Source organism: Sorangium sp. So ce124, assembly GCF_051525235.1.
In the GTDB taxonomy this organism is placed as follows: domain Bacteria; phylum Myxococcota_A; class Polyangia; order Polyangiales; family Polyangiaceae; genus Sorangium; species Sorangium atrum.
Genome location: NZ_CP150312.1, coordinates 3,445,489 through 3,461,730, shown reverse-complemented (window position 1 = coordinate 3,461,730; position 16,242 = coordinate 3,445,489). Strand labels below are relative to the sequence as shown.

General features: G+C 72.4%; 4 protein-coding genes. All 4 read right to left on the bottom strand.

The window, feature by feature from the left end; translation table 11 throughout:
- Positions 1-44 precede the first annotated feature (44 nt).
- The gene (locus WMF19_RS13190; protein WP_437899417.1) at positions 45-4,235 is read right to left on the bottom strand and encodes an ATP-binding protein; all 4,191 of its coding nucleotides are present in this window, start codon (positions 4,233-4,235) and stop codon (positions 45-47) included.
- 137 nt (positions 4,236-4,372) lie between these two features.
- Entirely contained in the window at positions 4,373-4,771 is a 399-nt protein-coding gene (locus tag WMF19_RS13185; RefSeq protein WP_148313982.1) for a YybH family protein, read from the bottom strand.
- Positions 4,772-4,883: 112 nt separating this feature from the next.
- Positions 4,884-10,313 (bottom strand): type I polyketide synthase, encoded by a 5,430-nt coding sequence (locus WMF19_RS13180; RefSeq protein ID WP_437899416.1) that lies wholly within the window; start codon positions 10,311-10,313, stop codon positions 4,884-4,886.
- Positions 10,300-15,522: an amino acid adenylation domain-containing protein gene (locus WMF19_RS13175; RefSeq protein WP_437899414.1), complete on the bottom strand. Its 5,223-nt coding sequence runs from the start codon at positions 15,520-15,522 to the stop codon at positions 10,300-10,302. Before WMF19_RS13175 ends, WMF19_RS13180 begins: the two co-directional genes overlap by 14 nt.
- Between the last annotated feature and the right edge of the window lie 720 nt (positions 15,523-16,242).

Genomic DNA, 16,242 nt, shown 5'->3' with positions numbered 1-16,242 from the left:
GCCGCACCGCCACACCACGCCGGTGCGGCGGCGCGGCCCGCGCCTCACGTGGGGACGTCGCTCGACTCCGCCAGATCCCGGAGCGCCCTCTCGCTCCGGCGCAGCGCCTCCTCGGTCCGCTGGACCTTCAGCGCCTCCTGCTCCAGCTCGCCGCGGAGCACGGTGTTCTGCAGCGACAGCGCGGCCAGGAACTCGAGGAGCGGCAGCCGGCGCAGGATGAACGCGCCGTGGACCAGCCGGTTCTCCAGGTAGAGGAGGCCGCCCACCTCGCCGGGGTTCTTCATGAGCGGCATGCACAGCACCGACTTCGGCCGCTCGCGCACGAGGTACTCGTCCCCGGCGAAGGCGCCGCTCGCCCCGACGTCGCTGAGCACCACCCGCTCCCGCGTCCGCTCGACATAGTTGACGATCGACGCCGGGACGCGGGTCGCGAGCGGCGCCGTGCTCCGCTCGTACACGCGGATGCTGATGCCGTCGCGGTCCACCACGGCCTCGGCGGCGAGCCGCAGGCCGTCCCCGGTGAGCAGGAGACAGCACCGCTCCGCCCCCTCGTGCTCGACGACGAGCCGCATGAGCGACTCCATCATCTCCTTCGGCGTCATGTCGCTCGAGAGCGACCGCGAGACCTTCACCGCGGTCTGCGCGTCGATGGCCTCCGCCGCCATCGTCATGACGCCGCTGCTCGTCGCGCGGCGCTGCTCCTGGTTCAGGACGAGCGCATGCCGCTGCTCGAGCTGCCTCACCTTCTCGCTCGCGCCCCAGCGCGAGTACGACGCCACCGCCTCCCGCAGGTAGAGCCCCGGCAGGCCGCTGTAGCCGCGATCCAGGTAGAACCGGGCGGCGAGCTCGCTCGCGAGCGCCTCCTGGTGGATGAACCGGGACTCGCGGAAGGCCACGATCGCCTTATCGTAGAGCGCCGCGGCCTCGTCGTGCCTGCCGTCGACGCGCGCGCGCTCCGCCGCTACGAGCGCGTGTTTGCCGGCGAAGTTGTCGGGGCAACTCTCGGCCCAGACGCGCAGCTGCTCCTCGTGGCCGGCGAGCGACCGCCGGAGCCCGGCCTGCTCCTCGGCCGGGGCCCCGGAGAAGCGGGCCGCCCGGGCGAGGGCGCCGAAGTAGTGGTACTCGGCCGAGAACAACATCCCGTTGCCCCCCGAGATGTTGCGCTCCGCCTTCTCCGCGGCCAGGGCCGCCTCGTCGGGGTTGGAGGCCAGGAGGTGCTGCGCGGTCTTCATCACGTAATGGACGAGCCGCACGCTCGGGAAGCTCTCCTTCTCGAGGCGGTCCTCGAACGCCTGCTCGTCGAAGTCGTCCGCGCTCATCGTGCCGAGGTGGCGCGTGGCGCCCCTCATCGCCTGGACCAGGCGCAGCATGCTCGTCACGGCGTCCGCGGCGAACGTGATCTTCGCCTTCGTCGCGTAGTCGAGCGCGCTCACCGCGACCTTGTACGCCTCCTCGATCGGGTCGCCCCGCACGATCACGTTCAGGGTGAGCTGGATGTTGCTGAAGCTCCCCCACGTCAGGTTCCCGACCTCGTTCGCGGCCTGGATGCTCACGCGCTGGCAGGCGATCCCGGTGTCGATGTGGCGCGTCCAGACCGAGATCAGACAGCCATAGAGGTTGGCCACCTCGGGCTTGTAGACGAGCGCGTTCATCTTCTCGGTCAGCTCGTAGCCCACCCTGCCGATCCGGTCGCCGTCCTGGTACGCGCCGAGCTTCTGGCAGAGCGCCTTGCCGAGGCACGTGTACCCGATGCCGGTCGGCTCCGCGTTGCCGTGGAGCAGGCTGAGCCGGACCATCTGGCAGACCAGGAGGTCGTTGAGGTTCGGATCGGTGTAGAAGGTCGAGGCGTACATCACGGCCATCACGCCCATCGCCGCGAGCATCGGCGGCGCCGTCATCCTCGGCTGGCCGAGGATCTCGTCGGCCGTGCGATCGCGGAGCGCGTCGCGCAGCGCCGTGATCTCCGCGACGACCTCCTCGTCGGCCGGCTGCCTCCCGAGCTTGATGCCGAGCAGCGCGAGGCACTCCAGCCCGACGCCGATGCACGCGTCGTGCTCGGACCGGGCCATGTGGTTCTGCATCAGGACGCGGTAGGCCGCCGCCTTGTCGAGCTGCGTGCGCGCGCGCTCGAGGAGCACCGAGCAGAGGTCGATGGACCGATCGAACTCCCCGTTCACGCACGCGCTCTCGGCGAGATCGAGGTGCAGCGCGAAGGCGAGCAGATCGTCGGCTCCCGCCCAGTCGTCCTCCCCGATCAGCGCGCAGCCCGCGGCGAAGTAGGCCACCGCGGAGCCGTAGGCCCCGGAGGCCCTCGCCTTCCTGCCGGCGCGGAGGTTCAGCTCGGCCGTCCTGCGCCGCTCGCCCGGATCGGTGATGAAGGAGGCGCCGATGTTCAGCTGGTTCGTGATCTCGAACAGCCGGTCCTCCAGCGCCTCCTCCGGCGTCTGGACGAGCAGCAGGCGCCCGATGCGCAGGTGCGTCGAGGCGTGGTTGCCCTCGCGGATGAGCAGGTACGCGGCCTGCTGCACGCGGTCGTGGAGGAACTTGTACGTGCTGCCTCGGCGCGCCACGAGCCCCTCGCGGATGGCCGGGGAGATGGCGGCGTGCGTCGTCTCGGTCGACTCGCCGTACATGGCCGAGAGGACCTCGGCGTCGAAGCGGGCGCCGAGGCACGCGGCGAGGGAGAGGACCCGCTGCGTCTCGCCGTCCAGCCGCCTGAGGCGGCCCAGCACCAGGTCGACGACGTTGTCGGTCAGGTTCTGCGCGGCGATGGCCCCGATGTTCCAGCACCAGACGGCGCTCACGGGATCGACCCAGACCAGCTTCTGGCGATAGAGCTCCGTCAGGAACTGGCCCACGAAGAACGGGTTGCCGCCCGTCCTCTGGACGAGGAGCCTGGTGAGCTGAGCCCCCAGCTCGTCCTCGCAGCGGAAGGTGTCCGTGACGAGCTCGAGGACGTTCTCGTGCGGGAGCGGGTCGAGGCTGAGCGTCGAGACGCGCGCGCCCGTGGCGTGGATCTGCCGGAGCACCTCCATGAGCGGGTGCGACGGGGTCACCTCGTTGTCGCGGTACGCCCCGATCACGAGCAGGTGCCGCTTCTCGGGCGCCGCGACGACGTCGCGGATGAGCCGCAGGCTGGCGGGATCTGCCCACTGCAGGTCGTCCACGAACAGCACGAGCGGGTGCCGCTTGCGCGCGACCACGCCGAGGAACGCATGGAACACGCGGACGAAGCGGCTGCGCGCCTCGTTCGGCGCGAGCGGCGGCACCGGCGGCTGCTCGCCGAGGATCAGCGAGAGCTGCGGGATGATGTCGATGATGACCCGCCCCTCCTCGCCGAGCGCGTCGCTCAACCGGTGCTTCCACCCCGCGAGCGACTGCGGGCTCTCCGTCAGGATCTGCCGGACGAGCTCCCCGAACGCCTGGGCGATCGTGCGGTAGGGGATGTCGCGCTGGAGCTGATCGAACTTCCCGGAGATGAACGCCCCGCGCTCGCGGACGATGGGCGCCTGCACCTCCTTCACGAGCGAGGTCTTCCCGACGCCCGAGTACCCGGCGACGAGCACGAGCTCGGCCGTGCCCGTGGCGACCACACGCTCGAACGCATCGAGCAGGATCGCGCGCTCGCGCCTCCTGCCGTAGATCTTCGTCGGGAGCTGCAGCCGGTCCGGGATGTCGGCCGTCCCGAGCGGGAACGAGTCGATCATCCCGAGCTCCTCCAGCTCGGTCTGGCACATGAGGAGATCCGACCAGAGCCCGCGGGCGGTCTGATAACGCTCCTCCGGAGACTTCGCGAGGAGCTTCATCACGATCTCGGAGACGATCCGGGGCACGTCATGCACCAGCTCCGCGAGCGGCACAGGGGCCCTCGCGATGTGGGCGTGCGCCCACGCGGGCGCGTCCTCGGCGTCGAGCGGCAGCTTGCCGGAGAGCAGCTCGTACAGCGTGACGCCGAGCGAGTAGAGATCGGCGCGCTCGTCGATCGGCCAGTCGACGCGGCCCGTCCGCTCCGGCGCGATGTAGGGCAGCGACTCCGGGTTGATCTTCGTCTCGTCGGAGAGGCCGAGATCGCCGCGCACCACGGCCAGCCCACCGTCGAGCGACACCTCCCCGCTCTCCGGGTGCACGGAGAGGTTCGCGGGGCGGATGTCCAGGTGAAGCGTGCCTGACTTATGAAGTTTCGACAGTGCAGATGCGATCTGCACCGCGTGCGTGAGGAACCGGCGAAGATCCATGAGAACCCTGGTGATCGTCGATAGGACGATCCTGAGTGTACGGTACTCGAAGCAGGATCCCTGTCAACGTTTCCTCCGGCCTCGCCGGCGAGGCGCCGGCCGCCGGAGCGCTTCGACCCGCTCGGCGCGGACGTCGATCACGACGCGTCAGGGATCCTCGTCGTGTGGTGCACGAGGGCTTTCCATTCACCGCCCTTGAGCTCCCAGACCGCGGTGAAGGCGATGGTGTTATCGAGCTTGACACCGCCCTTGAGCTCGGCGCGCGAGCGGTAGACGCCGCTCACGATAGCGACGTCCCCGCCGACGATACGCACGTCGCACTGCCGGAGCTCCTGCGTGTACGTCAACATGCTGTCGACGAGCTTCAGGTACTCGTCCTTGCCGCGCTGCACTCCGTTGTAATCGACGTACCGCCAGCCTTCGGCCAGGTGGCGATCGAGGAAGCCGTAGTCCTTGACGGCCCCCACCGCCTTCGTCCACGCCTTGAGGAGCGCGACGTGCTCCTCTCTCGCCTGCTCCGCGGTGATCTTCGACATTCTCCACCTCCGCCGCGCGCCCTGGCCGAACTCGAGCCCGCGCGACCGCGCGGGGGCGTCGCCGTCGCCGCTCCACACCCATGGTAAAGAGCCCGCCGGCCGGGCGTCAACATCAGCCCTGATGTCCCGCCGCCTCGAGGGCCGCGCGCAGATGATCGGCCATGACTTGCACGTTCGGCGGCAAATTCATGGTGATGTGATTGCCAGGGACCTCGTGGACAGTGAGCTGGCCCTGGATCAAATCGAGCCATCCCCGCGCCGGGTTGTTCACGGTCATGGCGTCGCGCTCGCTCGCCTCGAAGAAGAGCACGTCACCCGGGTAGGGGCGGGGGACATAGCGCAGCATCGCCTGCAGGTTGGCGGTGACGATCTTGCGGAACGTGGCGAGCTCCTGGAGCGCCAGCTTCGGGAACATCCGGGAGACACCCTTCTTGCGCTGGAGCACGTGGAGCAGCTGCTCGTCCGGGGAGAGGTGCCGGATCTCCTCCGCGGGGACGGGGAGACTCGCATCGCCGCTGATCAGGTAGGCGAGGCGCTCGGGGGTGTCGAGATCCTCGGGGAACACCGCCGAGGGCGCGGGCGTGTCGATCATCATGAGAAGCGCGACGCGCTCGCCCCCGGAGATGAGCTGGTGCGCCATCTCGAAGGCGACGACCCCGCCGAAGGACGACCCGCCGAGCACGTAGGGGCCCTCCGGCTGGATGTGCCGCCGTACCGCCTCGAGGTAGCGCGCGGCCATCTCCTCGACGCGGGTCAAGGGCGGCGCCTTGCCTTCGATGCCCTGCGCCTGCAGCCCGTACACGGGCTGCGCCGGGTCCAGGCAGGTGGCGAGATCGTGGTAGAAGTAAACGTGCCCTCCGACCGGGTGCATCAGGAAGAGCGGCCGCCCGGTGCCGGGCTTGATCCGCACGAGCGACGCGGGCAAGAGGCGCGCGGGAGAGCGCCTCGACAGCGAGGTGGATGAGGGCGAGTCGGACTGCGCGATGAGCTCGGCCAGGGCCGCCACGGTCGGCGCGTTGAGCAGGCTGTGGCCGGGGAGATCCATGTTCACGACGCTGCGCAGCCGGGAGATGAGCTGGACGGCGAGCAGCGAGTCGCCGCCGAGCGCGAAGAAGTCGTCGTGGACGCCGATCCGCTCGATGCCGAACAGCTTCTCCCACGTCTCGGCGACGGCGCGCTCCAGCGGATCGCGCGGCGCCACGTAGGCCGTGCCGAGGTCGGGCCGCGGGTGGACCGATCTCGGGATGCCCTCGGACTCGACGTCCCGCGAGGGCGGCGCGATCGAGCTGGCCGAGGGGCGCTGCTTAGCCTGCGCTTCCCGCTTCAGGACCAGGACGTGGGGCGTGGGGCTCGTAAGGACGCGCATCCAGGCGTCGAGCGCCTCGTCGCGCGAGATCCCCTCCTCCGCGGCGGCCGCGCCGCCCTCGCTCGAGTCGGCCGCGGGCTCGGGATCCTTGCCGCGCGAGGCGTCCTGCCGCTGCCACGGGTCCCACTCGATCGCGATCGTGAGCGGGCCGTCACCGGCGGCCCGCCGCTGCGCGAAGGCGCCGAGGAAGGCGGTCGCGGCGCACTGGCCCGCGAGGCCCGCCCCGCGGGCGCCCGCGGTCCGCGCGGCGCACAGCGCGACGAAATCGGGCCGGAGGCCCCGGAGCGACTCGTCGAGGACGAGCGCGCCGTCGAGCTTCGGGGCGAGGAGCGCCTCGCCCTCCTCGCGCGTCATGCGCTGGAGGGGCACGGCGCGACGGGCGCCCGCCGCGTGGATCACGCCGTCGATCCGCCCGAAGCGCTGGAGCCCCTCGGCCACCGCGCGCTGCATGTCGTCGAGCCGCGTGACGTCGGCCGTCACGAGCAGCACCTCGGCGCCCAGCCGCTCCATCTCGAGCACCGCGCCGATCTTGCGGCGTAGCGCGTCGAAGGCGCCCGCGCCGGCGAGGCCGTCCCAGGCCTCCCGGGGCGGGAGCGCCGTCCGGCCGGCGAGCACGAGCTTCGCGCGCGCGACCTTCGCGAGGTGCTCCGCGAGGGCGGAGCCGACGGCCCCGAGCCCGCCGGCGATCAGGTAGACGCCGCCCTCCCGGAGGCGCGGCGGCAGGCCCTCGGCGCGGTCCATGCGCGCGGGCTCGAAGATCCGGACCCAGCGCTCCCCGTTCCGGTAGGCGATGACGGGCTCGGTCTGCTCCAGCGTGACCTCGGCGAGGAGCTGGTCGATGAGCCTCGCCTCCTGCAGCGTCCGCGGCTCCGGCAGGTCGATGTCGACGCTGATGCACGAGACGTTCGGGTACGCCCTGGGGATGGCCTCGCACGGGCCGAGCAGCGTGGCCTTCTCGGGGCAGAGCACGGCCGCGTCGGTCACCTTCTGCATGTGGCTCGTCACGACGCCGAGCCGCACCTCGTCGCGAATCCCCGCGTCGCCGATCCCCTGGGCCAGCGCGACGAGGCTGGCGAACCCGAGCCGCTGGGCCTCCGCGAGGCGGCCGGCGTCGAGCGGCGCGCGCGCGGGCTTGGTCACGCCCCACAGGAACATGATGCGCGAGGGGGACACGCCCGCCGCGCGCAGCGCGCCGAAGAGGGACGCGTGGTCCGCGCGGCTCGCGGGGGCGACGGTGAACTCGCCCTCGCCCGTCTCGGCGAAGCCCTCGCCCGGCCGCACGGTGATGACCTTGTAGCCGTCCCGGCGGAGCCGCATCTCCATCCGGGCGCCCAGCCCGTAGCTGTCCGCGAAGACGACGCAGCACTGCGCCCTGGCCGGCCGGGCCGACGCCTTCATCGACCCCGACAGCACCGAGCGCTTCCAGGCCAGGAGGTGGATCAGGCCGGCCGGCTCCGGCGCGCTGCGCGCCGGCCGGCGCGCGGCGCTCGAGGGCGGGTCGATCCAGTACCGCTTCCGCTCGAACGGGTAGGTCGGCAGGGGCACGCGCCGGCGGGGCTCGTGGGTGTAGAAGCCCGACCAGTCGACGCGGACGCCGGAGAGCCAGAGCTGGCCCAGCGTCTCCAGCAGGAACCCGATGTCGGACTGGCGGTGGTGGACGTGCCGGATCGACGAGAGCATCACCCGGCGGGCGCCCCGCGCGGGGTGCTGCTTGGCCAGGGTCGCGAGCACCCGGCCCGGGCCGACCTCGAGCAGGGCGCGCGTCGGATCGGCGAGCACCTCGCCGAGCCCCGCCATGAAGCGCACCGGCTCGCGCACGTGCCTCGCCCAGTACCCGGGGTCCTGCGCGTCGGCCGCGGACAGCCAGGTGCCGGTGACGTTCGACGCGATCGGGATCTTCGGGGCGCTCGGGCGCGCGCGGGCCACGATCGCGGTGAACGACGCGAGCATCGGCTCCATCATCCGGGAGTGGAACGCGTGCGACGTCTGGAGGCGCGTGCACTCCAGCTCGCGCTCGGCGAAGAGCCGGTCGGAGAGCGCCTCGACGGCGTCCTCGGGCCCGGCCACGACGCAGGCGGCCGGCCCGTTGACGGCCGCGAGCGAGAGCGCGCCGCCCCCCTCGTCGAGCAGCGGCTGCACCTCGGCCTCGGGCAGCGGGACCGCGAGCATCGCGCCCGGCGGCATCTCCTGCATCAGCTTGCCCCGCCGGGCGACGATCTTCAGCGCGTCCTCCAGCGAGAAGACGCCCGCGAGGCAGGCCGCGACGTACTCGCCGAGGCTGTGGCCGATCATCGCCGCGGGCCGGATGCCCCACTCCATCCAGAGCGTGGCGAGCGCGTACTCGATCACGAAGAGCGCGGGCTGGGCGAAGCGCGTCTGCTTGAGCAGCTCCGCGGCCGCCGCCTCCCGCCCCGGGGGCGGGTAGATCACCTCGCGGAGATCGAACCCGAGCTCGGGCTGGAGCATGGCCGCGCAGAGATCGACGCCGGCGCAGAACGTGGGCTCCCGCTCGTACAGCTCCCGCGCCATGCCGGCGTACTGCGTGCCCTGCCCCGGGAACATGAGGACGACCGGGCGATCGATGGCCTCCTCGACGTGCGCGAGGACCCGCCGCTCCCCGAGCGTCGACAGCAGGTTCACCGCCTCGTCTGCGTCGTTGCAGACGAGCATGCGCCGGTGCGGGAACGTCTTGCGGCCGACCTGGAGCGTGAACGCGACGTCCGGCAGGCTGACGTCCGGGTGCGCCTTGAGGTACCCGACGAGGTTCTCGGTGATCGTGTCGAGCGCGGTCCTCGTGCGGGCGGAGAGCAGGAGGAGCTGCCAGGACCGCCCGCCGGGCGCCGCCGCCGCGTGGGGCGCCTCCTCGAGGATGGCGTGGGCGTTGGTGCCGCCGATGCCGAACGAGCTCACGCCGGCGCGGCGGGGCCCGTCGCCGGGCTCCCAGTCCGCGAGCGCCGCGTTGACGTAGAACGGGCTGTTCGCGAAGTCGATCTCCGGGTTCGGCGTCTTGAAGTGCAGGCTGGCCGGGATCTGCCGGTGGCGGAGCGCCTGCACGACCTTGATCACGCCGGTGATGCCGGCGGCGACGTCGAGGTGCCCGACGTTCGGCTTGACCGAGCCGAGCGCGCACCAGCCCTTGCGCTGGCCGCGGGACCGGGCGCGGAACGCCCGGGTGAGCGCCGCGACCTCGATGGGATCCCCGAGGCGCGTGCCGGTGCCGTGGGCCTCCACGTAGCTGATCGTCTCGGGATCGGTGTTCGCCATCGCCAGGGCCTGCGCGATGACCTGCGCCTGCCCCTCCACGCCCGGCGCGGTGAACCCGATCTTGCCCGAGCCGTCGTTGTTGACGGCCGAGCCCCGGATCACCGCCTCGATGTGATCGCCGCTGTCGAGGGCGTCCTCGAGCCGGCGCAGCACGATGACGCCCGCGCCGTTGCCGACCACCGTCCCCTGCGCCTCGGCGTCGAACGCGCGGCAGCGCCCGTCGGGCGAGAGGATCATGCCGTGCCGGTACAGGTAACCCGACCGCGTGGGGACGTTGATGGCCACGCCGCCGGCCAGCGCCATGTCGCACTGGTAGGTGAGCAGCGCCTGGCAGGCCATGTGGACGGCCACGAGCGAGGTGGAACAGGCGGTCTGGACCGCGACGCTCGGCCCGCGGAGGTTCAGCTTGTACGAGGTCCGCGTGGGCAGGAAGTCCTTGTCGTTGGCGACGTAGACTTGATAGTCCATCGCCTTCCTGAGCTCGTGGTTCGGGTAAAGGTTGCTCAGGAAATACGTGTCGTGGCCGCTCGCGCCCGCGTAGACGCCGATGGTCCCCTTGAACGCCTCGGGGTTGTACCCGGCGTGCTCGAGCGCCTCCCACGCGCACTCCAGGAAGAAGCGGTGCTGCGGATCCAGGATCTCGGCCTCTCGCGGGGTCATCCCGAAGAAGGCCGCGTCGAACCACTCCACCTCGTCGAGCACGGCCCGCGCGCGGACGTAGCTCGGGTCCGAGGCCACCTCCGGGGGCACGCCCGCCGCGGCGAGATCCTGATCCGAGAGCGCCGCGATCGACTCGACCCCATCGCGCAGGTTCTGCCAGAAGGCGTCGACGCTCCTCGCGCCCGGGAAGCGGCCGGCCATCCCGATGATCGCGATTTGGTCCTCCGGGACGGGTTGATCAAGCGGATCCATTCTGTCTGCTCTTGGCTGCCTGCTTCTTTCGTTTCAGGATCTCTCGCTGCTTCAGCGCCCGGGCGTCGGCCTCCGAGAGGTCGCTCCCGCCGCCGCTGCCGCTCGCGAGGAACGCGGCGAGATCGGTGACCGTCGGGCGCGCGAACAGATCGACGATGGAGAGATCGCTGCCGAACGACTCCCGGACGCGCTCGTGGAGGCGCATCAGGAGCAGCGAGTGGCCGCCCAGATCGAAGAAGTTGTCCTGCACGCTCACGCGCTCGATGCCGAGGACGTCCTGCCATATCGCGGTGAGCCGCTCCTCGAGCGAGCTCCGCGGCGCCACCATGGGCGCGCTCTCGGGGCGGAGCTCGACGGGGGCCGGCAGGGCGCGGCGGTCCACCTTGCCGTTGCCCGTGAGGGGCAGCGCGTCGAGCAGCACGATGGCCGAGGGGTGCATGTAGTCGGGCAGCCGCCGCTGCGCGTGATCGCGGATCGCACGCTCGAGCCCGCCGGTCGGATCCGCCATGAACGGGCGCGCGCGGGCCCCGGCTTGCGCGGGCGGCGCTGCGGCCCTGCCGCCGTGCGGGACGACGTACGCCACGAGGCGCCGGTCGCCCGAGCGCGCCGGCTGCGCCACCACGACCACCTCGCGCACGGCCGGGTGCTCGCCGAGGACCACCTCGATCTCGCCGAGCTCGATCCGGTAACCGCGGACCTTGACCTGCTGATCCATGCGGCCGAGGAACTCGAGCTGCCCGTCCGGCATCAGGCGGACGCGATCGCCGGTCCGGTACAGCCGCCCTCCCGGCTCGCCGCCGATGGGATCGTGGATGAACCGCTCCGCGGTGAGCTCCGGCAGATCGAGGTAGCCGCGCGCGAGGCCCTCTCCGCCGATGCAGAGCTCCCCGGGGACGCCGGCCGGGACCTCGTTGAGATCCCGGTCGAGCACGTGCACCCTCGTGCCGGGGATCGGGCTTCCGATGGGCACCGTGTGGCCGACCGGGCGCTCCACCGCGGCGCAGCAGGCGAACGTCGCGGCCTCCGTGGGCCCGTAGCCGTTGATCATCCGGCACCCCGGGAGCTCGGCGAGGACCCGGTTGACGTGCTGCGGGGACAGGACGTCCCCCCCGGCCACGATCTGGCGCAGGCCGCGCAGCGCCGTGATCCGCTCGTCCACGAGGAGGTGGAAGACGCCGGCGGTGAGCCACACCGTGGTCACCCCGTGCTGCCGGATCACGCGATCCAGGTCGTCGAGCGACGCGGGCGCGGGGGGCATGACGACCAGCCGGCCGCCGTTGAGGAGCGCGCCCCAGATCTCGAACTGCGACGTGTCGAAGGAGATCGACGCGAGCTGCAGGAAGACCTCGTCCGGCGCGAAGCGCGCGTACGTCGTGCCCTTGACGAGCCGGGCCACGCCCCGGTGCGGCACGGCCACGCCCTTGGGCCGGCCGGTGGAGCCCGACGTGTACATGACATAGGCGAGTTGGTCCGGCGTCGCCAGCTCCGTCGGGTTGTCGTCGCGCGCCCGGCCGATCTCCTCGGGATCCGCGTCCAGGCAGAGGACGCGCGCGCGGCACCCCGGCAGCACCGCGCCGACGCGCACCTGGGTGAGCATCACGCGGACCCGGGCCTGCTCCAGCATGAACGCGAGGCGCTCGGTGGGGTAGGTCGGATCCAGGGGCACGAAGGCGAGGCCCGCCTTCAGCACGCCGAGGAGCGCGACGATCATCTCGATCGACCGGTACATGCACACGGCCACGCGGTCTTCGGGCGCGAGGGCGCCCTCGTCGGTGCGCGCGAGGGCCCCCTCGTCGGGGCCGGGCGCGGCCCCGGGCCCCGGCGCCCCCGGCGCGCGGAGGCCGAGCAGGGTGTGCGCGAGCTGGTTGGCCCGCCGGTTCAGCTCCCGGTAGGTGAGCGACGTGACGTTGCCCGCGCCGTCGTCGAAGACGACCGCGACGGCCTCGGGAGAGCGCTCGACCTGGGCCTCGAAGAGGCGGTGAATGCACGCGTCCGACCCGGGGCCGGCCGGGGCGGTGCCCCACGCGCGGAGCGCGCTCCGCTCCTCGGGCGTGAGCAGCGGCAGCGCCGAGAGGCGCAGATCGACGTCGCGCGACGCGCCCTCGAGCAGGGCCTCGTAGTGGCCCGCCATCCGCTCGATGGTGCGGGCGTCGAACAGCGCGGTGCTGTACTCGATGCGCCCGATGATGCCGTCCTCGCGCTCGTCGAGCTCCAGCATCAGGTCGAACTTGGACGCGCCCGTGTCCACGTCGAGCTGGCTCAGGGTCCAGCCCGGATCGAGCGCCGGCACGGGCGGCTCCAGCACGAAGGCGACCTGGAACAGCGGGTTCTGGCCGGGGACCCGCTTCGGCTGGAGCGCCTGCACGACGCTGGCGAACGGCACGTCCTGGTGCGAGAGCGCGGCCTGGCTCACCGCCCGCACGCGCCCGAGCAGCTGCCGGAACGTCGGGTCGCCGCGCAGGTCGGTGCGCAGCACGAGCGTGTTCAGGAAGAAGCCGAGGAGGTCCTCGGTCTCCGGCGGGTGGCGGCACGACGCGGACGTGCCCACGACGACCTCGTCCTGCCGCGCGTACCGGTAGAGCATCGCCTTGAAGGCCGAGAGCAGGACCACGAAGAGCGTGACGCCCTGCTCCCTGGCCAGCGCCTTCAGCCGGAGCGTGAGCTCCCGCGACAGGGCGACGCAGTGGCGGGCCCCCGCGAGGCTCGGGGCGGCCGGGCGCGGCCTGTCGGTCGGCAGCTCCAGGGTGGGCAGGTCGGCGAGCTGTCGCCTCCAGTAATCGAGCTGCGGCTGGAGGGCGCCGCTCAGCTGCTGCTCCCGCTGCCAGACCGCGTAATCGGCGTAGTGGATCGCGCGCTCGGGCAGCGGCGACGGCCTGCCCGCGGCGAACGCCTGGTAGAGCGCGTGGAGCTCCCTCGGGAGCGCGTCGAAGATGGAGACTCCATCCATCAGGATGTGGTGCACCACCACGAACAGCACGTGGTCGGCCTCGTCGAGCCGGACCAGCGTGGCCCGGAGCAGCGGGCCGCGGGCGAGATCGAACGGGCGCCGGGCCTCGTCTGTGGCGAGCGCGACGGCGCGCCCCCACCGCGCCTCGGCCGGCAGCGCGGTCAGCTCGACGACCGGCAGATCGAGCGGCGCCGGGGGCAGGATCTGCTGCACGGGCTCGCCGCCGACGACCGCGACGACGCTCCTCAGGATCTCGTGGCGCCTGAGGAGCTCGTCGAGGGCGCGCCCCAGGACCGGGACGTCGAGGGGCCCGCGGAGGCGCAGGGAGAACGGCTCGTTGTAGAACAGCGCGCCCGGGTGGAGCGAGGCGTGGAGCCAGATCTGCCGCTGCCCGTGCGAGAGGGGGATGGGCCGGTCGCGCGGCGCAGGCCGGATGGCCGCGGCGGCCGGGCGCTGCTTCGGCCGGGGGAGCGACTCCACGAGCTCGGCCAGCGCGGCGACCGTGGGGGCGTCGCACAGGCTCTGCAGGGAGAGCTCGACGCCGAGCGCGCGGCGTAGCCGCGACAGCACCCGCGCGGCGAGCAGCGAGTGCGCCCCGAGGTCGAAGACGTCGTCGTGGACGCCGAGGTGCTCGATCCCGAGCGCCTCGGCCCACGCCGCGGCGATCGCCGCCTCGATCTGGTTGCGCGGCGCGAGGGGCTCGCCGTCGCCGCGATCGGGCCGGGCGGCGTCCGGCGGCGGCAGGGCCGCGCGGTCCACCTTCCCGCTGGGGCCGAGCGGCAGCGCGTCGAGCAGCACGAACGTCGACGGGATCATGACCTCGGGGAGGCTCTCGCGGAGGAAGCTGCGCAGCGCGGGCACGACGGCCCGGGGGGCGGCCGGGGGCGCGTCCGGCGCGTCCGGGCGCGCGACGACGTAGGCGACGAGGCGGCCCTCGCTGGCGACGGCCACCGCCGCGCGGACGGCGGGGTGGCGCCCAAGCGCGGCCTCGACCTCGCCGAGCTCGACGCGGTGGCCGCGGATCTTCACCTGCTGGTCGACGCGCCCGAGGAAGGCGAGATCGCCGCCGGGCAGGCGGCGCACCACGTCCCCCGTGCGGTAGAGCCGGGCCTCCGGGGTGGAGCTGAACGGATCGGGGACGAACCGCGCCGCCGTGAGCTCGGGCCGTCCCAGGTAGCTCCGGGCCAGCCCGGGTCCACCGAGGTAGAGCTCGCCGGCCTCGCCGTCCGGGACCGGGCGCATGGCATGGTCGAGCACGTAGCAGCGCGCGTTCCTGATCGGCCGGCCGATGGAGAGGGGCTCGCCGGGGTCCCGAACCGGGTCGAGCCCGTCGGCCATCGTGGCGCACACGGTGAACTCGGTGGGACCGTAGGCGTTGATGAACCTGCGCCCCCGCGCCCAGCGCGCGGCGAGGTCGGCCGGGCAGGTCTCGCCGGCGACGATGAGGGTCCGGAGCGCGGGCAGCGAGCGCTCCGCGCCCTCGGGGAAGGCGGCGAGCGCGGAGGGGGGGAAGGTCGCGATCGACACCTCCTCCGCGCGCATCCGATCGAGCAGCGCGGGCCCGGGGATCATCTCGGCCTGCGCCCCCATCACCAGGGTGCCTCCCCGGGCGAGCGTCATCGCGATCTCCCAGACCGACGCATCGAAGCTGAGGGACGCGAACTGGAGCACGCGGCAGCCCGGCGCCACGTCGAATCGCTCGGCCAGCGCGCGGGTGAGGTTGGTGAGGCCGCGGTGCGTCAGCAGCGTGCCCTTGGGCCTGCCGGTCGAGCCCGACGTGTAGATGACGTAGGCGAGGTCGTCGGGGCCCGTGGTGTCCGGCGGGTCCTCGCCGCTGAAGCCCGCGGTCAGATCGCGATCGCCGTCCAGGAGGACCACGCGCGCCCCGTGGCGCGGCAGCGACGGGAGCAGCCGCGCCTGGGTGAGCAGGACGGGCGCCCCGGCGTCCTCGAGCATGAAGGCGACCCGCTCCCGCGGGTACGCGGGGTCGACAGGGACATAGGCGCCGCCGGCCTTGAGCGCCGCGAGCAGCCCGATGAGCGCCTCCAGGGAGCGCTCGGCGCAGAGCGCGACGAGGACGTCGCGGCCGACGCCCAGGCTCCTCAGGTGGTGCGCGAGCTGGTTCGCGCGGCGATTCAGCTCCTGATAGGTGAGCCGGTCAGGGCCGAAGGATGCGGCCACGACGCCGGGCGTGCGCCCGGCCTGGAGCTCGAACGAGCGGTGAATGCTGGCGTCCTCGGAGCTGAAGTCGTGATAGGTCATGTCGTGTGTGGTGGCAGGAGTCTCTTCAGGGGCAGAACATCAGCCGCCGTGTGCGAGCCCGAGCAGCGACGCGAGGGCGTCACGCATCTCGTTCAGAACCGTCCCAGGAGCACCGGAGTGAGCTCCAGGGCGGCAGCCGGTGACACGGGCGCGCCCCCGACGTTTCAGGGGCGCGGTCGGCACGGATACCATGCTGCATCACGCTGGTACTCACGCTTCGATGGGCGAGTCCATCGACGCCGTGGCAGGGTGACGGTCCACAATTCAAGGCTATTCGCAGCGCAGCCGATTACACACAACCGCGGAATGAAGGTCAAGCGGGACGTACGGCTTTTTTCGGCGTGGAGGGGCATGTGGTCGCGGCGCTGCGTCATGAGGCGATCGCTCCCGGCCGGCAGTCGTGGCCCGCGTGGCCCGCGTGGCCCGCGACGACCGCGCCGGGCTCGCACACCGCGACGGAGCCCGCCGCGAACGAGGCGTCGGGAGCACTCGTAATCAGGTGGTGATCGACGATGTCCCGATTGCCGATCGTACGGGTTTCATGAATCGAACATCGCCGATCTTCAGAGGTCGCCGAGAGGGGCTGTCGAGCGTCCGCCCCGGCCCCGACCGCACCGAGACATCCCTCGCGCGGAGCCCTGCCGCGGGGCGGGCCCGCGGCGCGTCCATCGCCGGCGCCGCCTCACCGCGCCTCCGCGGCGGACGCGCCGCGACCCGGAC

Coding starts and splice junctions, on each gene's coding strand:
- WMF19_RS13190 (WP_437899417.1), bottom strand. CDS start 4,235: ATGGATCTTCGCCGGTTCCTCACGCACGCGGTGCAGATCGCATCTGCA.
- WMF19_RS13175 (WP_437899414.1), bottom strand. CDS start 15,522: ATGACCTATCACGACTTCAGCTCCGAGGACGCCAGCATTCACCGCTCG.
- WMF19_RS13185 (WP_148313982.1), bottom strand. CDS start 4,771: ATGTCGAAGATCACCGCGGAGCAGGCGAGAGAGGAGCACGTCGCGCTC.
- WMF19_RS13180 (WP_437899416.1), bottom strand. CDS start 10,313: ATGGATCCGCTTGATCAACCCGTCCCGGAGGACCAAATCGCGATCATC.